The 26,810-nt window shown below is 44.8% G+C and carries 21 protein-coding genes; 9 read left to right on the top strand and 12 right to left on the bottom strand.

Features of this window, described 5'->3' with window-relative positions:
- The first annotated feature begins 15 nt into the window (after positions 1–15).
- From R7R78_RS19305 to R7R78_RS19325, 5 genes are all read left to right on the top strand, one after another.
- Positions 16–942 carry a metal ABC transporter solute-binding protein, Zn/Mn family gene (locus R7R78_RS19305; RefSeq protein WP_005374249.1) on the top strand — a complete coding sequence of 309 codons (927 nt, stop codon included), beginning with the start codon at positions 16–18 and terminating at the stop codon, positions 940–942.
- On the top strand, positions 942–1,670 hold the full coding sequence (locus R7R78_RS19310; protein ID WP_017635536.1) for a metal ABC transporter ATP-binding protein: 729 nt from the start codon (positions 942–944) through the stop codon (positions 1,668–1,670). The genes R7R78_RS19305 and R7R78_RS19310 overlap by 1 nt, the downstream gene beginning before the upstream one ends.
- Positions 1,670–2,545, top strand: a complete 876-nt coding sequence (locus R7R78_RS19315; protein ID WP_005393560.1) for a metal ABC transporter permease — start codon at positions 1,670–1,672, stop codon at positions 2,543–2,545. The genes R7R78_RS19310 and R7R78_RS19315 overlap by 1 nt, the downstream gene beginning before the upstream one ends.
- Positions 2,546–2,567: 22 nt before the next feature.
- Complete coding sequence (locus tag R7R78_RS19320) at positions 2,568–3,437, top strand: metal ABC transporter solute-binding protein, Zn/Mn family (protein WP_225474138.1); 870 nt, start codon at positions 2,568–2,570, stop codon at positions 3,435–3,437.
- A 215-nt stretch (positions 3,438–3,652) separates the two neighbouring features.
- Positions 3,653–4,648 carry a porin gene (locus tag R7R78_RS19325; RefSeq protein ID WP_225474139.1) on the top strand — a complete coding sequence of 332 codons (996 nt, stop codon included), beginning with the start codon at positions 3,653–3,655 and terminating at the stop codon, positions 4,646–4,648.
- A 217-nt stretch (positions 4,649–4,865) separates the two neighbouring features.
- On the opposite strand, the gene R7R78_RS19330 is transcribed toward R7R78_RS19325, so the two are convergent.
- The 4 genes from R7R78_RS19330 to speA form a co-directional block, all read right to left on the bottom strand.
- Complete coding sequence (locus R7R78_RS19330) at positions 4,866–7,031, bottom strand: S9 family peptidase (protein ID WP_225474140.1); 2,166 nt, start codon at positions 7,029–7,031, stop codon at positions 4,866–4,868.
- Between the two features lie 311 nt (positions 7,032–7,342).
- Positions 7,343–8,548 (bottom strand): multidrug efflux MFS transporter EmrD, encoded by a 1,206-nt coding sequence (gene emrD / locus R7R78_RS19335; protein ID WP_225474141.1) that lies wholly within the window; start codon positions 8,546–8,548, stop codon positions 7,343–7,345.
- 409 nt (positions 8,549–8,957) lie between these two features.
- The gene (gene speB / locus R7R78_RS19340) at positions 8,958–9,878 is read right to left on the bottom strand and encodes an agmatinase (protein ID WP_005374233.1); all 921 of its coding nucleotides are present in this window, start codon (positions 9,876–9,878) and stop codon (positions 8,958–8,960) included.
- A gap of 1 nt (position 9,879) precedes the next feature.
- Positions 9,880–11,790, bottom strand: a complete 1,911-nt coding sequence (gene speA / locus R7R78_RS19345) for an arginine decarboxylase (protein ID WP_033906546.1) — start codon at positions 11,788–11,790, stop codon at positions 9,880–9,882.
- A gap of 323 nt (positions 11,791–12,113) precedes the next feature.
- Between speA and R7R78_RS19350 the strand changes: the two genes are divergently transcribed.
- Complete coding sequence (locus R7R78_RS19350) at positions 12,114–12,839, top strand: MBL fold metallo-hydrolase (protein ID WP_005384195.1); 726 nt, start codon at positions 12,114–12,116, stop codon at positions 12,837–12,839.
- 66 nt (positions 12,840–12,905) lie between these two features.
- On the opposite strand, the gene R7R78_RS19355 is transcribed toward R7R78_RS19350, so the two are convergent.
- From R7R78_RS19355 to R7R78_RS19365, 3 genes are all read right to left on the bottom strand, one after another.
- Positions 12,906–13,334, bottom strand: a complete 429-nt coding sequence (locus R7R78_RS19355; RefSeq protein WP_005384193.1) for an ATP-dependent zinc protease — start codon at positions 13,332–13,334, stop codon at positions 12,906–12,908.
- A 65-nt stretch (positions 13,335–13,399) separates the two neighbouring features.
- A complete protein-coding gene (gene rimK, locus R7R78_RS19360) occupies positions 13,400–14,305 on the bottom strand; it encodes a 30S ribosomal protein S6--L-glutamate ligase (RefSeq protein ID WP_005374224.1) in 906 nt (301 codons plus the stop codon).
- A gap of 329 nt (positions 14,306–14,634) precedes the next feature.
- Positions 14,635–15,249: a TetR/AcrR family transcriptional regulator gene (locus tag R7R78_RS19365; RefSeq protein ID WP_137282875.1), complete on the bottom strand. Its 615-nt coding sequence runs from the start codon at positions 15,247–15,249 to the stop codon at positions 14,635–14,637.
- Between the two features lie 155 nt (positions 15,250–15,404).
- Here R7R78_RS19365 and R7R78_RS19370 point away from each other — a divergent pair, with 155 nt between their 5' ends.
- Positions 15,405–16,418, top strand: a complete 1,014-nt coding sequence (locus R7R78_RS19370; protein ID WP_031780877.1) for an MBL fold metallo-hydrolase — start codon at positions 15,405–15,407, stop codon at positions 16,416–16,418.
- A gap of 82 nt (positions 16,419–16,500) precedes the next feature.
- Positions 16,501–16,845, top strand: a complete 345-nt coding sequence (locus R7R78_RS19375) for a DUF5329 family protein (RefSeq protein WP_213893598.1) — start codon at positions 16,501–16,503, stop codon at positions 16,843–16,845.
- Here R7R78_RS19375 and R7R78_RS19380 read toward each other — a convergent pair.
- On the bottom strand, positions 16,813–17,712 hold the full coding sequence (locus R7R78_RS19380; RefSeq protein ID WP_017635526.1) for a LysR family transcriptional regulator: 900 nt from the start codon (positions 17,710–17,712) through the stop codon (positions 16,813–16,815). The two genes, R7R78_RS19375 and R7R78_RS19380, sit on opposite strands and share 33 nt — an antisense overlap.
- 1,336 nt (positions 17,713–19,048) lie before the next feature.
- Positions 19,049–19,387 (bottom strand): YggL family protein, encoded by a 339-nt coding sequence (locus R7R78_RS19385; protein WP_005374208.1) that lies wholly within the window; start codon positions 19,385–19,387, stop codon positions 19,049–19,051.
- A 266-nt stretch (positions 19,388–19,653) separates the two neighbouring features.
- Between R7R78_RS19385 and R7R78_RS19390 the strand changes: the two genes are divergently transcribed.
- Complete coding sequence (locus R7R78_RS19390; protein WP_213893597.1) at positions 19,654–21,690, top strand: PhoX family protein; 2,037 nt, start codon at positions 19,654–19,656, stop codon at positions 21,688–21,690.
- 99 nt (positions 21,691–21,789) lie between these two features.
- On the opposite strand, the gene R7R78_RS19395 is transcribed toward R7R78_RS19390, so the two are convergent.
- The 3 genes from R7R78_RS19395 to R7R78_RS19405 all read right to left on the bottom strand — a co-directional run bounded on the left by R7R78_RS19395 (position 21,790) and on the right by R7R78_RS19405 (position 26,785).
- On the bottom strand, positions 21,790–23,181 hold the full coding sequence (locus tag R7R78_RS19395; RefSeq protein ID WP_225474142.1) for a glycoside hydrolase family 1 protein: 1,392 nt from the start codon (positions 23,179–23,181) through the stop codon (positions 21,790–21,792).
- A gap of 191 nt (positions 23,182–23,372) precedes the next feature.
- Entirely contained in the window at positions 23,373–24,500 is a 1,128-nt protein-coding gene (locus R7R78_RS19400; protein WP_225474143.1) for a conjugal transfer protein TraF, read from the bottom strand.
- Positions 24,501–24,712: 212 nt separating this feature from the next.
- Positions 24,713–26,785 carry a sensor histidine kinase gene (locus R7R78_RS19405; RefSeq protein ID WP_167415767.1) on the bottom strand — a complete coding sequence of 691 codons (2,073 nt, stop codon included), beginning with the start codon at positions 26,783–26,785 and terminating at the stop codon, positions 24,713–24,715.
- Positions 26,786–26,810: the final 25 nt, after the last annotated feature.

The raw sequence follows: 26,810 nt of genomic DNA on the forward strand, positions 1-26,810 counted from the left end.
TAATTGATAAGTACTATGATCAAACGCTCTCTTTTACGTCGTATTCTTACAGCCACCGCGTTATTGACGGTGTCTTCTACTGGCTTTGCTGCCGATAAACTCAGTATTGGTATTACGCTTCAACCTTATTACAGCTATGTTAAAGCCGTTGTTGGTGAGAAGGCGGACATCGTTCCTTTGGTTGATGCTGGTTTTAATCCTCACAACTATTTGCCACAACCTAATGATCTTAAGCGCTTAAATGAAATGGACGTAATAGTGATCAATGGTATTGGTCATGACGATTTTGCACTGAAAGTGATCAAGGCTTCTCAGCGTGATGATCTCGTGGTTATCGAAGCGAACAAAGAAGTGCCTTTATTGCCTGCTATGGGGCAGTCTGTTGGTCAAGGAGCAGTGAACCCTCACACCTTTGTCGGTTTATCAACAACCATTCAAAAGGTTTACACCATCGCGAGTGAGCTAAGCCAATTGGACCCAGACAATGCTACGTTCTATCGCCAAAATGCTCGTAAATACGCGAAAACATTTCGCCTGATGAAGCGTGATGCAATGTTGTCTCTTGGTGAGTTGGACACGGCTGGTATGAAGGTGGCGACAACCCACAATGCTTACGGATATATCCTTCAGGAGTTTGGTGTTGACGTTGCCGCTGTCATTGAGCCTGCTCATGGTGTAGAACCAAGTGCAAGTCAGCTACAGGAAACGATAGAGAAAATTCGTGAATCGGGCATTGATGTTCTGTTTTATGAGCTCAATATGCCGAATCGCTTTGTTGATACCATCGAAGAGGCGACTGGGGTGCAGCTTTATCGCTTTTCTCACATGACTCACGGTGAGTATGAGGCCGATAAAGTCGAGGTTGAGATGCGAGATAATGTGGAAACACTAATCGAAGCCATGAAATTTGTGGCGAGTAAGCGAGCAGGGGAAAAGGCGTAATGACTGGACCTTCCGTTTCCTTAAGTAACGTGGGCCTAAAATACGCCGACAATATCATTTTGCAGAACATCAGCGCCGAATTCGAGAACGCGAAATGTCACGTGATTATGGGACCGAACGGCGGTGGTAAAACCTCTTTGCTTCGTTCGGTACTTGGACTTACGCCATTTTCGGGAAACATAGCGCTCAATTGGCCAGAACCATCAGCTGCATCGGGGAAGATAGGGTATGTGCCACAAAAAGCGATGTTTGAAGCAAGCCTCCCGTTAACCGTGATGGATTTTGTACTGCTTAACCAAACTCGTATCCCTCTATTTTGGCGACGTAAAACGAAACAAACTCAACATGCCCTGGCCCAGCTGGATCGCGTGGGTATGGCAACGCGTAGCGACCGTCGTATGGGGCAACTCTCTGGCGGTGAGCAACAGCGTGTTTTGTTTGCGCAAGCTTTACTGGATGAGCCCAATTTATTGGTTTTAGACGAACCTACAACTGGCATGGATGAGCAAGGTGTTCGATATCTTGAAGGTTTGATTCATGAAGTCGTTGGAGAAGGCAAAACGGTACTGGCAGTACACCATGACGTGACCGCAGTGCGCCGTTTAGATGCGCAGGTCCATGTTGTAAATCGTCAAATTGTGGCGTCAGGGCACCATTCAGATGTGCTAAGCCCTGATCGTATAGAAACATTATTCAAGCACTACACAGCAAAAGTGGAGGCTGCATAATGGATTGGTTGCGAGAGTTAGCGGTTAGCGGCGTTGAAGCTGGATGGTTAAGCGATAGCTTTTCTTATGCCTTCATGGTGAACGCAATTGTGGCAGCGCTGATATTAGGACCATTACTTGGTGGTCTTGGTACATTAGTCATCGCCAAGCGACTGGCTTTTTTCTCTGAAGCGGTTGGGCATGCTGCGCTTACCGGAATCGCGATTGGTGTGTTGCTCGGTGAGCCGCCAGAGAATCCGATCATCGGATTGTTTAGCTTTTGTATGATTTTTGCGCTGTTGCTTCACTTTGTTCGTAATCGTACGAATGTACCTTACGACACACTGGTTGGAGTTTTTCTTGCATTAGCGTTAGCGGTTGGTGCTGCGCTGTTAATGTACGTTGCTCGTAAGATCAACATTCACATGTTGGAGAACGTGTTGTTTGGCTCGATCTTGACTGTGACGGACAACGATATCCTTATTTTAGCGATCAGTTGTTTGATCATATTACTGCTTCTTATTCCAACGTTTAACCGCATTTTGCTAACTTGTATCAGCCCGGATATTGCACGTGTACGCGGCTTTAATACCAGCTTTTATGATTACTTATTTGTCATGATGATCACCTTGGTCACCATCGCCGCGGTAAAGATTATTGGCGCGGTATTGGTTGGTGCATTGCTACTGATTCCTGGTGCAACGGCTAGGTTATTGACTAAACGCATGGGCAGTTTTGTTCTCCTTTCTTCTTTATTGGCAACCATTGCGTGTTTAGTAGGAACCATACTGCCGATGGAGCTTGAGCTACCAGTGCCATCAGGCGCATCCATCATCATTGTTTCTGCGGCATTTTTCCTAACAGCAACGGTTTACCGAATTATCCAAAAAGCGTAACCCTTTTTATAAAGTAATGAACATGAAGATAAAAAAATTAGCGATAACTTTTGGTTTGGTTATAGCGACGACACTTCCATCGTTGGCAAGCGCCAAAGACATTTTAACCAGCACTCCCGTCACGTACATGTTGTCTGAGCAACTCATGAAAGGTACAGGGATAGAGACTCAGTATCTGCCTCCAAAGCGTTACGGCGTTGAGCGTCTTGAGAACTGGTTCGCAAATAAAGGTACAGAGCAAGTTAAGCAAGCGGGTCAAGCCGCGACGGTTGCTATTACTCTTGGTGCGATTTGGAAACAAGACCCGACTTATGTTTACGCTCGACAGGGCAACATTCACTTGATTGAAATCGATGCATCGCAGGCCATTTCTCCTAGAGCTCAAGGAGTTGCAGTACTGACATTGGAAAACGGGTCAACATCGAAGTACGCATGGCTGAACCCTACAAACTTAATCCGAATGGCGGGCATTGTTGGAGAGGATCTACAACGTGTATATCCTGAACACCAAAAGGCGATTCAAACGAATCAACAGGCTCTAATGCTCAACGTGAGTGAACTGATCAACCAACAACAGGCAGAGATCTTCGATAAAGGCATCGATTCAGTGGTACTGATGAGTGAGTCATTAGAGGACTTTGCCTCTGGCAACCAATTGTTTGTGGTTGGGCGCGAATTTAAGCCGGAGCTCGAGTGGACAGAAGAAGACAAATTATCTTTAAAAGCTCAGTTTGAACAAGATAAAACGCTGTGGTTAGTGACGGATAAACGACCGTCGAAAACCTTGACATCGCTTATTAAACCGAGCCGCATACTGCAAATTGATGTTATTGACCGCTGGGGCAGTAAGGGTATCAAAACTGAGAAGCCACTCGCACGTTGGGAGATGTGACACGTAAAAAGCCACATATTTTATGATGGGGAATGAAAAGTTCCCCATTTTTTTGTGACTAAGTTCAAAATGTGAGCATTGATACCACTGGTTGCATAAGAAAGTGTTTGTTTCATTTCTATTTCATTACTACTTTGTTATGTGTTCGTTGCGATTGATTCGGATTTAATCTGTTTCTAAGCGAACCGGTACAAACAACTATACGGATGTTAACAATGAAAATGAAAACTCTAGCCGTTGCAGTGGCGGCACTAGCATGTGGTTCACAGGCCTTCGCAGCAGAAGTTTACAACAGCGATGGTACATCTTTATCGATCGGCGGTCACGTTTCAGTTGGCGTAGGTGAGTACTACGAGGAAGATGTGAAAGTTCACCAAGTGTCTCCACGTATTAACGTTGCGGGTAAGAAAGACATTGGCAACGGTATCACTATCGACGCTAAAGGCGAATGGGCGCTTAACTACCTAAATGGTGGTGAACAATCGTTCAAAACTCGTCTAGGTTACATCGGTGCTACTCATGAGCAGTTTGGCCGTTTAGTAGCAGGTACTCAATGGTCACCTTACTACGATGTAGCTGGTGTTGCGGATCTACCAATCGCGTTTGCGAACGACTTTTTGTACGACAACCACGGCAACCTAGGCTCAGCTCGTGCTGATAAAATGCTTAGCTACCGTAAAGGTTTTGAATTTGGTGAAGGTTTTGCTTTCAACCTAGGTCTAGGTTGGCAAGGTGAGCAAACTTCAGATGCAACAACATACGAGCAACGTGGTCAAGTTGCATTGAGCGGTTCTGTAGCTGGCTTTGGTCTAGGCTACGTATACAGCGGCGGTGATGTTAAAAACGCGACTCTAGGTACTAAGAACGCTGAATCACACCTATTCTCTGTAAACTACGGTCAGTACGGTTCAGGTCTATACGCAGCAGTAGTATACGGTATGAACGAGTACTTCTACCAAATGCGTAAAGACACTTCTCAACTTGAAGCTCTTTTGGCATACGGCGTAAACGATTGGACATTCAGCGTTAACTACGAAGGCGTAGAAGACGAAGAAGACAACAAGACACTTTCAAGCGAAACTGCGCTACAAGCAGAGTACGCTGTAACTCCTGCTTTCGTAACGTTTGCAGCTTACCAGTTTGATCTAGGTAACGACTACAACAATGAAGAGAACGACTACTGGACTCTAGGTGCTCGTTACTACTTCTAATAAATAGGCCAGTTTCTACTGCCTAAACACATTTATTGTGTTAACGCCTACTCGTTGTGAGTAGGCGTTTTTCTTTCTGCTTTCCGTTGGCTATAAGAGACACTGGTAGTTCTGTGCTTAGGTAACCCAACTCTTTGTTTAGAGAGTGCGTCTATAAAAATGCCCGCAATTTGCGGGCATTTTTGTTGTTAGAAGAGATGCAGTTCGATTAATACGCTTATTTTTTATCGAGTAAATCGAGGAAGAACGCATACTCTAACGCATCTTCTTTTAAGCGCTTAAATCGACCAGATGCGCCGCCGTGTCCGGCTTCCATATCGGTTTTGAACAACAAGACGTTATCGTCTGTCTTCATTTCACGAAGTTTGGCGACCCACTTCATTGGTTCAAAGTACTGTACTTGAGAGTCGTGCAAGCCAGTCGTTACCAACATGTTCGGGTAGTTTTGCGCCTTGATGTTGTCGTAAGGCGAGTAACTCAACATATAGTCATAGTATGTTTTGTTATTTGGGTTACCCCATTCATCATACTCATTGGTGGTCAATGGAATTGATTCATCGAGCATAGTGGTTACCACGTCCACAAACGGAACATGTGCACCGATACCGCGGTACAGTTCTGGTGCTTGGTTGATGATAGCCCCCATTAAGAGACCTCCTGCAGAGCCACCAACAGCGAAGACTTTATCTTTCGCGCCGTAGCCTTGTTCAACCAAACCTTTAGTCACATCAATAAAGTCGTTGAATGTGTTTTGCTTGGTTAGTTTTTTACCGTCTTCATACCAAGGGCGGCCAAGCATTTCAGATCCACGAATATGAGCAATGGCGTAAACAAAGCCGCGATCCAATAGACTCAAACGTGTCGAGCGGAAAGTTGGCTCAATGGTTGCGCCATAAGATCCATAACCATATTGGTAGAGTGGATTCGTACCATCTTTCTTAAATAAGTCTTTACGATACACCAAAGAAACGGGTACTTCTTTACCGTCACGGGCTGTGACCATGATGCGTTCTGATTGGTAATTGTCAGGATTAAAATCACCAAGTACAGGTGTTTGCTTCATGATTTCTGACTCGCCCGTTGTTAGATCGAAATCGTAGTAGGTTCCTGGAGTGGTTAAACTGCTGTAATAAATACGAACTTTCTCGTTATCCAGCTCTAGGTTACCTGTCAAATAGGCAGCAAACGCATCGTCATTAAATGTGAGGGCGAATTCTTTTCCTGTTGAAAGCTGACGTACAGTGACGCTTGCTAGGCCGTTAGAGCGCTGCTCATAGACGATGTGATCATCGAATAACTCGAAGTCGACAAGTTGAGTGTTGTCGTCTGCGGCAATCACATCTTGCCATTTAGAGCGGTCATGCATGTCATTTTGATGAACTTTCATCAAACGGAAGTTGACGGCTTGGTAGTTAGTATAAATGTAGTACCAATCGCCTAGCTTAGAAATACTGTATTCAATGCCATCTTCACGAGGATAGAACGGTTTCGCCTTTGCTTTAGGGTTGTTCGCATCAATAATAGAGACCCCACTGGTTTCTGTACTCGAATGCCAGATATAAATATCTTCGCCATCTTTGCTTTTGCTTAGTGAGGTGTAATAGGCGCTGTCGGTTTCCTCAAAAATCAGCTCATCGCTGCTTTGTGGTGTGCCCAATACATGACGATAAACTTGGTAGCCCAATAAGGTCTGTGGATCTTTTTTGATGTAGTAAAAGGCGTTGTTATCGTTCTGCCATGCGACAGCGCTTGAGGCCCCTTCGATTTCATCTTGTAGGTAATTGCCTGTTGTCAGGTCTTTGATCTTAAGGGTGTACACGCGGCGGCTTAATGTGTCTTCGCCATACGCCAATAAGTTTTCATTCGGACTAACGTATAGGCCGCCGATACTGAAAAATTCATGTTCTTTTGCAAGTTCATTGACATCTAAAATGATTTGTTTGTCTTTGCCTGCAAAGTCTTTAGCTCGCAAATGGACTTCGTACTCGTTATCTCCGGTCACTTCACTGGAGTAGAAGTAGTTGCTTTTACGAACAGGTACTGAGTTGTCGTCTTTTGCGATGCGCCCTTTAATTTCTTCAAATAGCGTATCTTGAAGTGTTTCAGTGTGCTTTAGAACGGTTTCTGCGTACTGATTTTCTTTCTCTAGGTGCTGTAAAATTTCAGGGTCTTTACGTTCGTCGTCACGCATCCAGTAGTAGTTATCAACGCGGGTATCGCCATGAATAGTCATCGAGTGAGGGACTTTTTTCGCAACCGGAGCTTGAGTTTGTTGAGCAACGATCTGTGTTTGGGAGTATTGAGTCATGCTGGGGATTCCTTGATTGCTGCATCCGGCGACAAGCGCGACCGAGACGGCCAACGTAGTTAAAGTGAAACGCATCTGATTTTATCCTTATTGTACACCCAAGTGGCCTCATCCTGAGGGCTGGGCTTTCATTTTGTTAGTGGTTTTCAGTTGTCCATTCTTTGTTATGGGGTATACCGAAAAAGTGAGAATCCTCAATATTTCCGAGTTGGATACTCAATTTGAAGGAAGCTGAAAACACATTGTGTAAGCAGCTGTTATTTTTAACAAATATCAATTCGAAAGTTAAATCATTCTCATCGGGAAATCGATATAGTGTGATATGAAAAAAGGGACACACTTGTTGAGTGTGTCCCTTTTGGATTTTGAAAGTAAGCTGATAATGATCAGATAACTTGCGGTACTTCGTTTGAGTGATTGTGTGCTCGATTCACCCACATTAACCCAAGCATTGCAATTACCGACATTACCATCATCAAAATGCCCAAAGGCATCTGGTTATGCGCTGGAAATAGTGACGCGAGCAAAGTTGCGACACCTGCCCCCAAGTTTTGCATGCCACCCAATGTCGCGCCTGCTGTTCCTGCATGGTATGGGAATGGCGCAATCGCTCCAGTTGTTGCTGCTGGGAAGAGAATACCCGCACCCAAAAAATACACGGTTGCGCCTCCAACCAGCGTTAATGCCGTGGTTAAACCAAACAAGCCTGGGATGAGCACAATAGCAGAGCCTACAAAAATAGAGACCAAGCCTACATTTAGAGCACGACGCTCAGAGCGATGTCTTGCGATGTAGCTAGATAAGCCTGCACCCACCAAGTAACCTGGGATCGGCAATATAAACAGCAAACTTACCGTTGTTGCTGGTAATTCTAATACCCCACCTAACAACACCCCAGCCGCCGCTTCGAATACACCCACACCAGCGAATGTTGCAACCAGGCAAATCAAAAAGCCTTGAAAGCGACGGTCAGACAAAACGTGTTTGTAGCTTTTGGCTACTGGTTCGAATTTGCGTTTCTCTTTTGGTAGCGTCTCCATCATGCTTGTCATCATGGTGATCACAACCGCGATAGCAAATAGCGCTAAGAACAAGTAGCTCGACCGCCATCCGAAAGCTTCTGTTAGGTAACCGCCTAATACTGGTGCCATTAATGGTGAGAAAATCACACACATGCTAATTAAGCTGTTTGCTCTGTGTAGATCAGAGCCTTCAAAGCAATCGCGAGTCAGAGTGCGTGACATCGCACCGCCGCAGCCAATACCTAAGCCTTGGATAAAGCTACCAATCAAGAACCATTCAAATTGATGTGCAAATAATGCTACCAGTGTACCCACGATGTAGATAAGCAGCCCGACGATGATGATCGGTTTGCGTCCCAAGCGGTCCGATAGTGTGCCATACGCAAATTGCGACAAGCCATATGGGATTAGGTAACAAGCCATCACAGCTTGAAGTGATGACGCAGATACCAAAAACTCGCCCGCCATATGACCGATTGAAGGCACGTACATTGTCTGGGTCATTTGACCCACGGCAGTCAATATAGCGATTAAAAAGGTAAGTTTCGCTAATGGAAACGAAGCAGACATTTGCGTATCTCTCCAAAAAATTTAAGACGTAAAAACCCTTAGCGCTCTTTTACAGAGTGCCAACTGACTTCTTGTGTTGCGGGGATATTTGCGCGAGATAATAGTGCTTGCTTGTATAATTAGCAATCGAAAAGTGTGAAGTCGAGCAAGATAAAAATCTATGATTTAAATTAGAAAAACTAATCCGATTTTGTTTTCAAAAAGAGATGCATTTCTTTGTCTAATTAAGTTAAATCTTTTACTTTTCGTGAATAGAATGAGCCTTATAGGTAACTGGTTTTAATGGTTAAAGTGCAAAAATAAAGCGTCTGCTCGGTTGATCTGAGTTCAAGATGAAACGAGTGAATAAAAGGTAGAGGAAGGCATAAGAAAGAAAAGGGAGCCGAAGCTCCCTTAGAAATGATTATGTCTATTCGCGCTCAGATGCGTATGCGTAAAGCATTTCTAGTGCGATGGTTGCTCCCGCTAGTGCGGTAACATCACTGTGGTCGTATGGAGGCGATACTTCGACAACATCCATACCCACGATATTCATGCCGGCTAAACCACGAATAATTTTCAGCGCTTTGTCTGAGTTCAAGCCACCACAAACTGGTGTACCAGTTCCCGGTGCGAAGGCCGGGTCTAAGCAGTCGATGTCAAAAGTGACATATACTGGCTTGTCTGCGACGGTGCGACGAATTTCTTCTAGGATCTCGTTCACCGACATGTCATTCGCTTGCATCGCATTAATCACATTGAAGCCGTGATCTTGCTGTTTGTACTCCGTACGAATGCCGATTTGTATTGAGTTCTTTGCTGAGATCAAACCTTCTTTCGGCGCATGGTAGAACATCGTACCGTGGTCGTATGAACTGCCATTTGCATAGGTGTCCGTATGAGCATCAAAGTGAATCAACGCCATTTGGCCATGATGCTTCGCATAGGCACGCAGGATAGGCAGTGTGATGAAGTGGTCACCGCCCAATCCCAACATGGTTTTACCACTTTTTAGAATTTCACTGGTTGCCGCTTCAAGGCGGTAAGTAAAATCTTCCGCATCACCGCAATCGAACACGAGATCACCTGCGTCGATCACTTTCAGTTTATCCAATACGTTGAAGCTCCACGGGAACTTCTTACCTTCCCATGCCAAGTTGACTGAGGCACGGCGAATTGCATCTGGACCCATACGCGCACCTGGACGCCCAGATGTTGCCATGTCCAGAGGGACTCCCAACACCACAACGTCTGCGTCTGCCGATACCGGGTTACGAATGTACGGCAGACGTAAAAACGACATAGAGTTGGAGTAAAGCGAATAATCAGTTTTAGTAAACAAATCATTCATATCAGAAGTCCTCTAAATAGGTGTATCCTGCTAGACCTTGTTCTAGTTCTGCTAGGATTTGTGCTTGTTCATTGGCTTCAACTCGTTGTGAAACCAATTGTTTATAATTGTCACGAATCGCATCCACGTCGATATGAACGTAGCGCATCATGTCTTCTACACTATCACCTTCGTTGATGTAACTGATCTCAAATTGACCATGTTCATCAACATTGACTACAGCACTGTGGGTATCACCAAATAGGTTGTGCATGTCACCAAGGATTTCTTGGTATGCGCCTACTAGGAAAAAGCCCATTAGGTACGGTTTGTCTTTGCTCCAAGCAGGTACAGGTAGCGTGCTCTCGATGCCTTGACCATCAACGTAGTGATCGATCGCGCCATCAGAGTCACATGTGATGTCCAACATCACTGCACGACGCTCTTCCGCCTCGCCAAGACCAGAAAGTGGCAGAACAGGGAACACCTGATCAATACCCCAAGCATCTGGTAGAGATTGGAAGAGAGAGAAGTTCACGAAGAACTTATCCGCAAGACGTTCGCTCAACTCGTCCAGAATCGGACGGTGGAAGCGATTCTTAGTGCTCATCTTGCGGCTTAATTCGAAGTAAATGCGCAGTGACAATTGTTCTGCCCACGCACGTTGCTCCAAGTTAAGCACGCCTGTAGCAAATTGAGAGTGCACTTCTGCCAAATCACTTTGGGTATCATTGTAAATCTCAATTAACGCACGAGCGTCTGTACCATCTTGTAAGTTTTCCCAGTTTCGCCACATGTTTTGTAGCAAAAGCGGAGCGTCATCATCAAGCTCATGTACTTCTTCCGGTAGGTACGATTCGGTACCAATTACGTTAGAAATCAATACAGCGTGGTGCGCTGTTAGCGAGCGACCCGATTCCGAAATGATCACTGGCATTGGTTGTTCGTATTGCAGACACACATCGCCCACTGTGTTGACGATATTACGTGCGTATTCTGCAAGTCCGTAGTTCATCGAATTCGATGATTGGCTGCGTGTGCCGTCATAATCCACTGCCAAGCCGCCGCCCACATCGAAGTACTCGATGTTTGCACCGAGTGCGCGTAGTTCGCAGTAGAAACGTGCAGACTCGTTCACACCATTGCGTACATCACGGATGTTTGCCATCTGTGAACCAAGGTGGAAGTGAACCAGTTGCATCGCGTCTAGGTTGCCTTCGCGTTTAAGACGTTCAATAACGCTAAGCACTTGCGATGCTGATAAACCAAACTTCGATTTTTCACCGCCACTTGCTTGCCATTTCCCTGCGCCTTGAGAGGCGAGGCGAATGCGTAAACCAAGGCGCGGTTTTACGCCCAAACTTTTCGCTTCTTCTAGTACCAGATCCAGCTCAGAAAGCTTCTCTAGTACGATGAATACCTTGTGACCCAGCTTTTCACCGATCAGTGCAAGACGCACATACTCACGGTCTTTGTAGCCATTACACACGATCACGGAGCTACCTTGTTGAGCCAATGCAAGTACCGCCAACAATTCTGGCTTGCTACCCGCTTCAAGACCAAGCTGCTTGGTTTCTAGTTGAGCTTGGCTCGCTAGAATTTCATCCACCACTTCACGTTGTTGGTTTACTTTAATTGGGTACACCAACAAGTATTTGTTTGGATATTGGTATTCTTCAATTGCTTGGTTGAATGCGTGGCAAATACCATGCACACGTTGGTGCACGATTTGCGGGAAGCGTACTAATACAGGCAGATTTAACTGCTTCGCTTCTAGCTCATTTACAATAGCGCTGAAAGGGATTTGATGTGCACGATCACTACGTGGTGATACATATACTTCGCCTTGGTCATCAATGCCGTAGAAACCTTGGCTCCAGTAGTGAACGTTGTAGTCCGCGCGGATGCGGTCTAATTTAGTTGCTTTTTCCAACTCGATTCTCACAAAAATGTACTTAACTCCTTAATTAATTAGAAGGAAAAGTACAAAAAAGCAAATCATGAGGTATTTACCTCATACCCTGACACGAACTCCGTGTGCGCGCATTAACGGATAAAAGGGCCCTTGAGTCTAATGATTAAAATCTATCATCTCGATTATGATTTGTTGTCGTCGCTACGTGTGAATATTTGTTTACCGAAGCGTCCATTCTGCTGTTATAGTTGGTCTGACCAGTAAGGATTCGGTCATGAAGCATCTCACTAAAATAAGGACATATTTTGCAGCTGCACAGAATTCAGGGGTACATTCAGACCATGTATCTCGCCGAATATCCCGATAAATTATTGTTGCTTGATGGTGCCAGTCGAGCAGACATTCCTCATCTTAAAGACTTTATTGAACATCAACTCCATCGTCCTTTTTCTGACCTAAAGTTGGTTGTTGTGACCCACATGCATCCAGACCATGCTGGTGGTGCGCACAAACTACGTGATTTAACAGGATGTAAGCTATTGGCCGCAAAGCGAGAGAGCCAGTGGTATAGCGGTGTAGACGGTTGGCTAATGCATTTGACCGATTTAATGTTAGCACGCTGGATGGCGAATCGGATGCGTAAACCAAAGCAAAACCTTTGGTATTCCCGCAAGTTAAATCCAGATATTGAACTTATTGATGGAGAGTTTATTCCTGGATTTGATGATTGGCAGGTGCTAGAAACGCTTGGGCATACCGACCGAGATCTGTCGGTTTATCATTCTGAACAAGATGTGCTGTATGTGGCGGATTTAATGGTGCAGGTGAAAAAGCATCTGATTGCGCCGTTTCCCATATTTCATCCGAATCAATATCGGCAATCATTAAAGCGTGTGTTTGAGATGAATCCGCAATGTTTGCTTTTGGCACATGGGGGAGAGGTGACTTTGGATGAAAAAGCGTATCAGCACATTTTGAATACAGCGCCGACTAAGCCAATGACGCACTGGCGAGTGACAAAAGTTAAAGCGAAGGGATTGTTGTTTGCGTTATTTCGTAGGAAATAGGCGAAGATAAAGCCAGACGAGTGATGCTCAACAAAAACGTTCGATCACTCATCTGAAGCTACGGGGTTAAGATGCCAATAAGTGAGATTGGCTAGGATCAACGAGCACTTTGTCTGCCATGCCCTGACGACCTAACAACATCATGTAAGTCATTTTTTCACGGTTAGTCAACGTAATGTCGATTGGCCATTGTTGGTCGCCCATACGCAGCATCGTTGTGATCACGCAGCGGTGCTCAAAAGTACCGTTAGAAGATTTAACCTTACGGTTTGCTTTTAGTTTCGCTGTGCAGCGAACCACTTGTTCTAAATGGTATACATCTGGGTGCAGATCGAATGCAACATAAGACTGACCATCTTTTTCAAAGCAATCAATATTGTCTACATGTAATGAAGAGGTTTGAGCGCCTGTATCAATACGCGCTTCAAGGTGAGTAATCCCTAACTCTGGCAAGCAAATAGCTTCGGCATTCCCAATGATCATTTTCTGATTCATAGTGTCATCCTAGCGACGAGTAACAAGAGAGCCGGTTTTTGGCTCTCTTGTGCGTTAAACAAAAATCAACCTTTACCGCGAGTACGGTTTGAATTTGGCTTAGCGTTTTTCTCGATAAAATCGAAGATCATACCTGCAATGTTTTTACCCGTTGCTAGTTCGATGCCCTCTAGACCAGGGGAAGAATTCACTTCCATTACCACTGGGCCATTTTTAGATTGAAGGATATCCACACCACAAAGGTTCAAGCCCATCACTTTCGCTGCATTTACAGCGGTCGCACGCTCTTCTTTGCTCAAACGCACGAGTTGTGCAGAGCCGCCACGGTGAAGGTTAGAACGGAACTCGCCTTCTTTTGCTTGGCGCTTCATTGCGGCGATTACTTTATTTCCGACAACAAAACAACGGATGTCCGCGCCTTTTGCTTCTTCGATAAATTCTTGCACCATGATGTTAGCTTTCAAACCCATGAAAGCTTCAATCACGCTTTCTGCCGCTTTATTTGTTTCAGCAAGTACAACACCAATGCCTTGAGTGCCTTCTAGCAATTTAATTACTAGAGGTGCGCCACCAACGTTTTTGATCACGTCCTGAATGTTGTCAGGATGGTGAGCAAAGCCAGTGCGTGGCAAACCGATGCCTTTACGTGATAGCAGTTGCAATGAGCGCAACTTGTCACGAGAGCGGCTGATCGCGACAGATTCGTTGACACAAAATGTACCCATCATTTCAAACTGACGTACAACAGCAGTGCCGTAAAACGTAATAGATGCCCCAATACGTGGAATAACAGCATCGTATTGCGGTAATTCTTCACCCTTGTAGCGGATCTTAGGGTTGTTGCTCGTAATGTCCATATAACAGTGAAGCGTGTCGATCACATCGATTTGATGCCCACGTTCTTCACCCGCCTGTTTTAGGCGCATGGTTGAATATAAATTCTCATTACGAGAGAGAATAGCAATACGCATGGCAATTCCTTAGTAAGTCAGTACCAAATTAAAATATAAGTATAGAGCATAGAATGCAGTAGGCAGGTGATCATGTTATGACATAACCTACTTACTTCAACGATTTAGAATTGTGGTTGAACAACCACGTCGTCAGAGGTGCGCACCTTAGGGCGTTTTTTTGTGAGATGAAAACGAAAAAGCATCGTCGACACGACAAAAATATTTTATCGAACGCTCACGCCTTGCGGTATGAGACTGTCAAGGGTGAGATAAATAAAATTGAGCAAAAATTTCATCGCTTTGTCACGAATTATCGCTTAAAAAAGCGGCCAATTTGACCGCTGTTTTTAGCTGTTTTGATAGTGACTTAAAAAAAGTTCCGCCGTTTGGGTAGCTAACAGCCTAGATTCTTCATTCGACAAAGAGGGGCGAATTCCCATTAACTGCGGCCAGAATGCACTGCCTTTAAGTAAGTTGTGCAATTGAGTGCTTGCTATATGTACATCATCAATTTGCAAAGCGCCACTGTTCGATTTCTCCGTAAGCCAGCGGTACAGGGCGGTTTCCTGTTTCGACATTTGTTCTGCTTGTTCTTTGAGATCTTCTGGCTTAAATAAGAAGTGCCCAAATGCCACTTTTGCCAGCTCAATATAGTTTGGTTCCGTCACCACAATGATCTCGCTGTAGAGTAATTCAATCAATTGATCTTTGAGTGGCAGAGTGGCCAAGCGTTTAATATCGCTTTCCATTATTGACGAACGCCAAAGCTCAGTCAGCAACTCCGTCACGATCGCTTCCTTAGAAGGGAAGTGATTATAGACCGTGCGCTTAGAGACTTGTGCGATTGCAGAGAGCTTATCCATGCTGGTGTTTTGCACCCCAAACTCTTGGAACGCTTGCCTTGCCGCGCACAAGATGGCTTCTCTTTTGGTTTCGCTACGACTTTTTCTTTTTACATTCATAAGCTTGCTAAGTTAAGAAGATCATTTCTTGATCTATTTTACACTAAGTAGTTTACTTTTGATAATTAGAATGTAAACTGCACCGTGTAGTTTACTTTTGTTCGGGTTAACTTTTTATGAAAAAAACTTTGCTAGCCACAGTAGGAGCGTTCGCGATGGGTACATCAATGATTTCTTGTTCTAATGTTGATACTGAAAAAGCGCCAACATACCCGGACAAATTTGCAAATACAGAGTTGGAATACAAAAGCGGTTTGGGCGACATGTTCGAAATCATGAAAGCGTATTTTACGACTGAGCGCCTTAACCCAACACCAACGATTGAAATTCCAGTGCATGCGATCACAGCGCGGCAACTGTTAGAAGAGCAAGATGACGTCATCTATCGTCTGGGTCATTCAAGCGTATTAATGAAGCTCGATGGAAAACTGGTAATGACCGACCCTGTATTCAGTGATCGCGCGTCTCCTGTACAATGGGCAGGGCCAAAACGCTTTCACCAAACCCCCATCACGATAGAAGATTTGCCAACTATCGATGTGGTGGTGATCAGTCATGACCATTACGATCACCTAGATAAAGCTTCTATTAAAGTGCTAGGCGACAAGGTGGGCACTTTCTTGGTGCCGTTAAAAGTAGGCCAATTACTGGTGAATTGGGGTGTACCCAAAGAGAAAGTGATCGAACTAGACTGGTGGGAGTCACACTCTGTTGACGGCATTGAATATACACTAACTCCGACTCAGCATTTCTCTGGTCGAGGTTTGACAGACCGCGATACGACGCTGTGGGGCAGTTGGGTTATCAATGCACAGCAACATAAAGTGTTCTTCAGTGGTGACTCTGGTTACTTCAATGGCTTTAAAGAGATTGGCGAAAAGTACGGTCCGTTTGACTTCACTATGATCGAAACCGGCGCATACAATGAACTTTGGTCAGACATTCACATGTTCCCAGAGCAAAGCGTTCAAGCACACATTGATGTGCAGGGCAAAGTGATGATGCCAATTCACAACAGTACGTTTGATTTATCGATGCATGATTGGAATGAGCCGATGCAACGCGCGTTAGATATCAGTGAAGAGCGCGGTGTAACGTTAGTGAGCCCTGAGATTGGTCAACGCTTGGCGATTGCGGAGCCTCAGCCTGCGAAGGCATGGTGGCAATAATGGCTGAGCTAAACAGCCAAACATCAGAATAGTTAAGTCACTTATTAGTAGTTACTTGGTCAGGGATAAGGATAAAGGTGCGATGAAAGCAAAGTGGACGTTGTTACTTACATTAAGCATTCTGCCTACCTTTGCACTAGCAGGAGTAGAGCAAGATATCTCGACGTTGATAACACGAGTTGAGCAATCCTCTTGCACCTTTATCCGCAACGGCAAGTCGTACACTAATCAAGAAGCAGCAGAACACATGCGCAATAAATGGGATTACGCCAAAGATGACGTTGATTCCGTGGATGTGTTTATAAAAGAAGTTGCGTCGAAAAGTTGGTTATCTGGCAAACCATATTGGGTGGATTGCCAAGAGGAACGCATTACCAGCGAAGAGTGGCTAGCATCATTGATGCGCACCACCGATCACATCCAATAACACTTCTTTGATGGTCTGATAGCGCAGAGGTAGAGCACGACTGCGCTTACGAACCAGAAATAGCTCTTCACATACAGTGTTTTTCAGTTGAGCAATGTATAACGTGTCTTTTAATGGAAAATTGTCGACCGCACTTTGAGGCAGCACGGTGAAGCCAAGTCCTTTGCTGACAGGCAGCAAAATTTGGCTCAATTGATTTACGTAGCCGGATAATGGTAAATCGCTCATCTTAATTTCTTGGAGCTGTGGTTCTTCACATTGGTCAAAAAACAGCGTCATGTAATGCTCGGCATCAGGGTGGCTAATGACACCACAGTCATGCAAGAGTTGTGGCGTTATCTGCTTATTTTGATAATGCTTTGGCAGAACCAAGCACAACCTCTCTTTACCAATTCGCTCACTGTGAAACAGACCTTTGTTGGGAACATCAGTCACGATACCAATATCGATGTGCCCTTGCGTTATGGCGTTGAGAATAGATTGATTTGGCGCGGCTTCTAAATGTAACGATAAGCTCGGGTGCTGTTTTTGCTTCTCCAAAATGGGCCCATACAACATTAACGCCATTGCACCAGAACAAGCCAGTTTACAGTGGCCTGAAAACGCATCATCAAAACTGAGCTCTTCGAGCAGCTTCTTCTCTCTATCTTCTAACTCGAGCGCATATGCGTAGACAATCCTGCCTTGCTCGGTTAATTCGAAGCTTTTGTTTTCGCGCTTGATCAAGGCATGCTGACAACTTTGCTCTAATTTTTTGATGTGTTGGCTGACGCCAGGCTGAGTCATAAAAAGTTTTTCTGCCGTTTGCGTAAAATGACCGACTTCAATCAATGTCTTAAATGTATGTAACCAAACAGGATTAAGCATAGTGTGTGATTTTCTGAGAGCTTTGTTGGGAGACGTAAAGAAAATGATAGCACGGTGTTTTATGAAAACAGAGAAGACTTAAACGATAAAGATGAATCGCTATCAATACATTACAGACAAAATAAAACCCCGCCTGGTTTCCCAGACGGGGCTTATTCTTTTTCGCAGCAATCCAGCTACTAATAGGTGCTCCCTGCATCTATCCTTGATTGTGGCTAAGTCCTTTAACCGAGTTCCTTGTTCATCGCCTTCCTAGCGGTGTCCATTCTTGCCTATCATCCTGACGGGCGAACTCTATCCTAGAGCTTAACTACATCCTTGCTGACAACTCATCCTAAGCTATCAAATCTTCATCCTGAAGATACCCAATCCTTTAGGCTTTTTTCCTGTTCCCGCCAACATCCTGTCGACAAATTGAGTATTGATGTTTTGCTGATTTGACTCAATTAACTTTTCTAAATTATTTTTACTTATTATTTTAAGTGAATTTAAATATTACTTTTAAATCATATATTTAATGTTTTTTCTGGCATTGCTCTTAGAGGTGATTAATCTATTTGCTTACAACTCTTGTAAGAGATCTCGCACAAGTTTGGTGGTGAATGTATTAATGTGCGCTTTTTGTTCCGAGTTCTGTGGATTGAACTGGATCACAATGCGTTAAAAGGGAGACGATAAAGATGAAAGTGAATTGATCTTGAGTAGAGGTTTGTTTGAAAAGAAATAAAAATTCTTGCGGTTTTTATAAACAGTATGGTAAATCTGAAATGCCCACCTTGTTAATCCTTATTAAGATTCAATGACAGTATAAGTAGGGAACTTGATTGCCATTTTTCTGTCATATCTGGTGAGTAAGTTAACCGTGTCAGATAGATAATATGCCGTTTGCCAGTAAAAACAGGCTGCAAGAAACCGGTATTTATCATTATGTTGTGAAATATGTCACGGTTAAATGATTGATTCCCTTATAGATTGAAGGGGATACGACCTTAGACAATAAGCTCCATGAGGAGCGTTACTTATATAAGATGAGGGACTTTACTATGAAAAAGACTAGAAGAGCTCAGCTACATCGTGTGCGTATTCAATACTGGAAAGACACGAAAGACGCCCCAGCTAAAAAATCATAGTTAATTATACCTAAAGGCACGAGCTGGCTGTGGAACACAGTTTCCCGTTGATTGCCAGCTCAAAAACACCACAATCACATTCACTCCGCGCAACTTCCCAAACCCCTATTTTTACTATCGCATTCTTCAAAAAATAAAAAAGCCAGTCTTAAGACCAGCTTTCTCTACCATTTACTGAGCTCTGCGTATTACAGGTTGCCCTTTAGTTACAGGTAGTTGGCGTCAACTAGTTCGCCCGCTTGCGCGCTTTTCACTTCTGGACGTGCTTCTAACCATTTAATAACTTGCGCTTTCTGTTCTTCAGTCGCACTGCCGTAACGGTCAGTAGAACATAGGAAGCCTTCAAACAGTTCTAGACCACCGCCACCGAAGCAAAGACCAAGCTCGTCAATGTAGTCGATAAAGTCATCAACGAATGCATCGTAACGGTCGAAGTCGTTAATGTCTGTTTCACAGCTGATCTCGAAACCTAGGATTGCGAACTCACCTAAGAACAGCTTTTTACGGATACGACGGCTCTTGTTATCGATCTTGTCTAATTTCATGATTATCTCTCGTAGATGATTTGATTTCGTACACCTTATACCTTCTATCACACTTTAGCCCAAGTAAAATCAGAATGAAGCGATACAGTTGGTGATTATGTGACCAGAATTTAATTGCTTCGTTAGCTGTGTTGGTTGGTTTGCAGTATTGTTGAAACACAAGTTTCATATGTTTTAAGCACTTTTGTCATTTTTCTTATCCAAACTTCTTGCCGTTCAACTAATCACTTATTTATTAATTAAACTATAAGATCGGGAAAGTAAAAATGAGCAAGGAAACCTTTGACGCGACGCGTTATAACCAAAGTGAAAACAAACCATTTGAAGAAGTATTAGAAGCGAGCCTATCTCGACGCAGCATTCTGAAAGGTGGTTTAGGTATCAGTGCGATGACAGCGTTTGGTGCTTTCGGATTGGCTGGTTGTAACTCGTCTGACTCAGGGAGTACAGTAAGCAGTGGTTCGGGCGCATCTAAAGCCGTTCTTAACTTTGAATCTATCCCTGGCTCACTCACTGACGCAGTTTCAATTCCACAAGGCTACACCGCACAAGTACTAGTACCTTGGGGAACACCACTTAATGCGCAAGGCAGCGCATGGCAAAATGATGGTACCAACACCAGTACCGATCAGTTAAATGCGCTAGGCATGCACCATGACGGCATGCATTTTTTCCCATTGAACGATAGTACTACAGATGGCTTGCTATGTATTAACCACGAGTACATCGACACATCAGCACTGCATCCAAATGGTCCGACGGTTGAAAATGGCGTACGTACCATTGTAGATGAAGTGCGTAAAGAGATTAACGCGCACGGTGTGTCAGTGGTTCGCATTCAACTGGAAGACAACATGTGGAAGTTGGTTGATACCGACCCACTAAACCGTCGTTATACTGGTGCGACAGTCATGGATTTGTCTGGCCCGGTGGCCTACACATCTTTAACTGTCACTCGTTTCTCACCAGATGGCAGCCAAGCGCGTGGTACGTTAAACAACTGTGGCAACGGCTACACGCCGTGGGGCACGTACTTAACGTGTGAAGAGAACTGGCCTGGTTACTTTGTTAACGCCGGGACTCGTACAGAAGAGCAAGATCGCATTGGTGTTGATGACCAAAGCACACGCTACTTGTGGGAGACATTAGCAGGAAATGCAGAAGAGCGTCTTGATGAGTTCTCTCGCTTTAATGTGGCTCCAACAGGAGCAAGTGCGATGGATGATTACCGTAATGAAGCCAATGGTCACGGTTACATTGTCGAGATTGACCCTTACACGCAAAACTCACGTGCGAAGAAACGTACTGCGCTAGGTCGTTTCCGTCACGAGGGCTGTACTTTCGGTAAGCTTGAAGAAGGCAAACCAGTGGTATTTTATTCTGGTCACGATTCTCGCTTTGAGTACCTATACAAATTTGAATCTGCGGCAGCGTGGGATCCAGCAGATGCTAACCCTGATAACCGCTTGGCGATGGGTGACAAGTACATGGACGAAGGCACACTGTATGTGGCGCGCTTCAATGAAGACAGCACAGGTACTTGGTTACCATTAACGCTTGATAGCGTAACAACCGCTGGTGGTACATTAGCGGATCACTTTGATTCACTGGCTGAAATTATCATCAATACTGCGGGTGCGGCGGATTTAGTTGGGGCAACACCAATGGATCGACCAGAGTGGTGTACGGTTGATCCATTCACGGGTTCAGTATATTTAACATTGACGAACAATACGCGCCGTACAGATGAAACCAATCCTGCGAATCCACGTTTGAATAATAAGTTTGGTCATGTTATTCGTTGGGATGAAGGTGCTTCAGCAACTGACTTTAATTGGGATATCTTTGTGTTTGGTTCGCCAGCAAATGGTGATGCAGATACCAACCGTTCTGGCTTGAATGAGTTAAACCAGTTTGCGAGTCCAGACGGATTAGCGTTTGATGGCCGTGGTATTTTGTGGATTCAGACTGATAACGGCGCAGATGAAGTTACATCTTACACCAATGATCAAATGTTGGCTGTTGTGCCATCTAAGCTAACAGATGAGAATGGTGATCAAGCTGTGATTGGTGCGGATAATCAAGCTGAATTGAAACGCTTCTTTGTCGGACCAAATGGTTGTGAAGTAACAGGCTTTACCATCAGCCCTGATTACAAATCATTGTTTGTGAATATTCAGCACCCAGGCAACTGGCCATACAGTGAAGATGCAGCCGAAGAAACGCCTGCTGGTGTTTCTGTGCGCCCACGAGCGGCGACAGTGGTTATTCGCCGTGAAGACGGTGGAGAGATTGCAGTTTAATCTCTAAATGAATAAACACCTTAAAATTCAAGCCCTGCAATTGCAGGGCTTGATGGTTTAGGCGAATGCCTAGTTGCACTTTGTACCTAAACAACAGGCTTAGCTTTTCAATGAACCGCCTGAAGTACGAATCACGTCTTGATACCAGAAAAAGCTTTTCTTACGTTTACGTTCTAGCGTTCCTTGCCCATCATCATGACGATCGACATAGATAAAGCCGTAACGTTTGCTCATCTCAGCGGTTGAGTTCGCGACCAAATCGATTGGTCCCCAACTGGTGAAGCCCATCAGCTCAACGCCATCCAAAATTGCTTCATGTGCTTGTACAAGATGGTCGTTCAAGTAAGCGATGCGGTAATCATCTTGAATCTCACCGTTTTCATCGATTTCATCACGTGCACCTAAGCCGTTTTCTACGACGAACAGTGGCTTTTGGTAGCGATCGTGAAGGAAGTTCAGCAGAACGCGAAGGCCTTTTGGATCGATCAACCAACCCCACTGGCTCTTTTCAAGGTATGGGTTTGGTACGCTATCGACAATGTTACCCACTTCCTTCTGTTTCGGATCCGCACTTGCACAGCCACTTGCGTAGTAGCTGAATGAGATGAAATCGACACTTGCCGATGCAATTTCTTCTAAGTCGCCTGCTTCCATCTGAATTTCGATGCCGTTTTCACGGAAGTAACGCTTCATGTAGCCAGGGTACTGACCACGTGTTTGTACATCACCGAAGAACAACCACTTGTTGTTTTCATGCATTGCAGCAAGCACGTCATCAGGGTTACAGGTGTATGGGTAGTTGATTGCGCCAAGCAGCATGTTACCAATTTTGCCGTTAGGTACGATTTGCTGACACAGTTTTACCGCTTTTGCGTTTGCGACTAGCTGGTGGTGAATCGCTTGGTAAATCTCTTGTTCACTGGCGCCTTCTTGCAAACCAACACCAGTAAATGGTGCGTGTAGAGACATATTGATTTCGTTGAAGGTTAACCACAGCTTCACTTTGTCTTTGTAGCGTTCCAGCACTGTGCGAGCATAACGTTCGAAGAATTCGATGACGCGACGATCGCCCCAACCGCCATAGTTTTCAACCAGTGCGTAAGGCATTTCGTAGTGAGATAAGGTCACGAAAGGTTGGATGTTGTGCTCGGCAAGTTCGTCAAAAATTTTATCGTAGAACGCCAAACCTTCTTCGTTAGGTTCTAGTTCGTCCCCGTTCGGGAAGATGCGGCTCCAAGCTAAAGAGAGACGCAGACAGTTAAAGCCCATCTCTTTGAACAGCGCGATGTCTTCTGGGTAGTGATTGTAGAAGTCGATCGCCACGTCTTTGATACCCGGTGTACGCTCTTCACGGGTTTGATGCGGACTCAAAATACCGTTTGGCAGCATGTCTGATGTCGATAACCCTTTACCCCCAAGGTTGTACGCCCCTTCTACTTGGTTTGCAGCAATGGCACCACCCCAAAGAAAATGTTCAGGAAACTTAATCATGCTTCTCACTCTTTATATTTAGGAAATGTTTGTGGATTTATTGCTTGAGAATAGTGTAGGAGACACCTCGATACTTGTATCGAGATCGTATTTTTATCAGTTCATCACCAAACGTCAGTAATGATAAACATTGATATATAGGATGGTTGTTAACAATGCCAACCTAAGTGAATTTAGATTGGCATTCATATTCAAAACGTAAATGCTAAATTCGCCGCCGCACCAAACTGGTTATCGCCAGCGTAAGAGCCAGCGAGGTCTAAACTGATCACATCAAAAGGACTGATGCCAATGCCACCTGTCACTGAGTCATCGAGATTATTTTCTAGGTCAATTTCATAACCAGCGCGAAGTTGTGCCCACCCCCAAGCATTCCCCTCGATACCGACACGAATAAACTGAGTGTCATCGTCGAGCTCTTTAAAGCGCTTTTGTTTGGTGAGATCGGCGTCTAAGCTCAGAGCTACATAGTTCCCGACATAACCGATGCCAACTGTCGCTTGTGGTGTGAGTTCGTAGGTATAGTTGCCCAGTTTTGTTTCAATATCTTGCTCGAAGACGTCTTTTAATGAAAGGCCTGCTCTAAATGCGTTGTGATACCAAGCGACCCCAAGATCCATATTGAAAGTATTCTTTGATACTTCACTTTTGTCGTAATCCTCGATATCAAAGTCGTCTAGTGTTGTACGTTGTGTGTAGGTTTTAAGTTGTTGGTATTTTGGTGTAATACCAAATGCGAATTGTTGTTCGCCTATAGTGTAAGCACGAGATAGAGCAATACCATATTCCACATTACCGAAAGCAGCTAGGTTAACGGCAGAATTGAGGTATCGATCTGCGGTGTTTGTTGAATCTGAGATATCGGGTGCAGCAAGTATCTCCACATAACCAGTGCTAAACAGGTTTACAGACATGTAGCGCGTCGGAATAGCAATTGCGAGGCTTAGCCCTCCGTTAATGACAACTGGGACGCTCTTATCCAACTGATCGAGGAGGCGATTAAGCTCGGCCTCGTTCGCTGGAGTAGGAATGCCCTGAATACTATCATAAAGGTCTTGGGCGTCATCTACGGCTGACAACGCTTTATCCTCGTCGTGGATATTAACCCCGACAGCCGGAATGAGCAGACCGATATCATCATTTTCTCGATAGAGGGCACCTAAGGCTGGGTTATGTAGGGGTGCGGTCAAATAGTCAGCAGAAACGACGCCTGTATTTCCCATACCATGACTTCGAGCGTCGGCAGCGTAAGGTGCAGAAAAAGCGTAAGGTGATAATATAAAAAGCGCTCCTGCTGCAGCTAAAGTTATTTTTCTCATAACGCATCCATTCTTATTTTAAATAATTACTTATCATTAAATTAGACGGTGGGAGCTAAAACTGGTGTCAACCACCAAAAATTGTTCTGATGAATGGTATGTGGCGATTCATCAAGTTAAGCGTAGGTTAGGCAACTCGCTTTATAAAGTTGAACAGGGTTTATATTGCTCTCTTATTGAGAGAAAAGGATTGAGATATGGGAGAAGTTGGGTCAGCTTCGGTGAGGAGCGAGTTTAAATACTAAGATGAAGGACATTCCTTCAGTAGTGTTGAGCTGTGCGCTGACTTTCCCTTGCATATCACGCATATTGTTGGCCGTAATCGCTAAACCCAGCCCCAATCCTTCACCAATTTTCTTTGAGGTTTGGAAGGGTTCGAACATGGATTCAAGCATCTCATTCGACACGCCACAGCCATTGTCACTGACGATCAGTTCGACCTGATTAACAGTTGGATTGACGATCAAGTTGAGCTGCGGGTTGGTGGTGTTGTTCATTGCGTCTAGCGCATTCGAGACAAGATTACCGAGCACCTGCAGCAGTCGTTGTTCTTCACCCATGATGTTAGGTAAGTCATGAGGAACCCGAACACGCACATCCACCTTATCTAATTGGGATTGATAGACGCGCAAGGTCTCTTCGAGTGCGGAGGTAAGAGAAATCGCTTGTAGGCTTTCTGGTTTGTTATAGGCGAACGTCTTTAACTGGCTGGTCATGCTTGCCATGCGATCAATCAGCTTCTGCACCAATACGTTGTTGGCTTTCATCATCTCGGTTTCGCCACGTTCTGCTAACAGTTCGTTTGTTGTGAGCAAGGTACGTAAGCCCGTCAGTGGCTGATTGAGCTCATGAGTAATCGCGCTCGACATGCGACCCAAGGCGGCCATTTTGCTCGATTCAATTAATTGGTTTTGCGCTTCTTTTAGCGCTTGAGTACGCTCTTCTACCCGTTGCGCCAGTTCTTGGTTGACCTGTTGCAGCGATTGCTCGGCTTTTTTCCGCTTACTGATGTCTATGATCGTCGCAAGGAAATACTGCTCGCCATGCCAAGGGAAACTGGTTAGCGAGAACAGGACAGGGAAGACGCTTCCGTCACTGCGTCTGGCAATGGTTTCGACCGTGCTGATCTCTGCGAGCTCTTTATGTTTAGGTAAGTCCTTGAGCAACTTAAGTGTGGTGGAATTAGGATTGCCTGCATCGAATAACTCCCAAGCAAAAGCATGTCGATTGACGCTTTCTGGTAAACAGAATAAACGCTTCGCCATTGGGTTGAGATCGAACAGTTGCCCTTGTTCATCAATCAATAGCAAACCAACGTGGGTCTTATTGATCATCTGTTTCAAGCGGCGTTGAGACTCTTCTAACAGAGCTTGAATTCTTTGTTGGTTGATGTGCTTTTGGCGGCGTTGTAAGCCAATAATGACGAGTAGTATAACCAATAAGAGTAGCGCTGCTACGCTCCAACCAATCACGTTGATGGTTTGTTGAATCGGCTGAGAAGGGGTGAGGTAGCTGACGTACCAATTCAAATCATCCAATTTAACGGTGTGCGCAAAATAGCGTTGCTGGTTGAGCGTCCACACACTGATGTTGGTGTTGTCGTATAAGCGCTGCGTTTCTAACTGAACGGCGTTGCTCGGTTCGTTAAACCAGTCTGCGTTATAGAGCGAGCTGCTTGATAGGAAAAAGCGTTGCTGGCGATTTTGCAACGTAATGATGTCTTGGCTAGTGATAGTCTGTTCGGTCAACAGACTGAGGTTGATTTGCACCACTACAATGCCTGCGATATCCAGACCGTCGTAGATAGGGGCTGCAAGATAATACAACGGGCTCGAACCTTTGGTTTTGTTCACCAAGGAAACACCGCCGCCTTGATTGTGAATTTGTTCCACAATGGCTTTTCGGTCAGACAGGCTAAAGCGCTCTTCGATCAAACTCGATACCAATACTTCGCCAGAGTTAGACAGGATTAGCCAACCTTCCGTATTGGCGGCTTTATCTAGCTGAGTCAGTTGGGTTTGCAATGGCTCGTAATAAGTCCGGTTTCCTTTCACAAACGCGATGGTTTCTGGGTTATTGGTGACGAGGTAAGGTAAGTGGTAGAAGCGTTTGAGTGCACGGCGAACTTCACCAATATAGTCGAGTAGTTTTTGTTGAGCTTCGGTTTGAGTTTGTACACTCAACCACTGACGGGCAACCTCTCTGCTGGCGCTATAGCAAGACAACATCAGCACTGCCGCAATTGCGACTACAAGCCATGTTTTGCCATTCCTTTTGCGCTGCATACCGACTCCATTCAGCTAGTGCGTT

This window comes from Vibrio sp. 2134-1, from assembly GCF_033339495.1.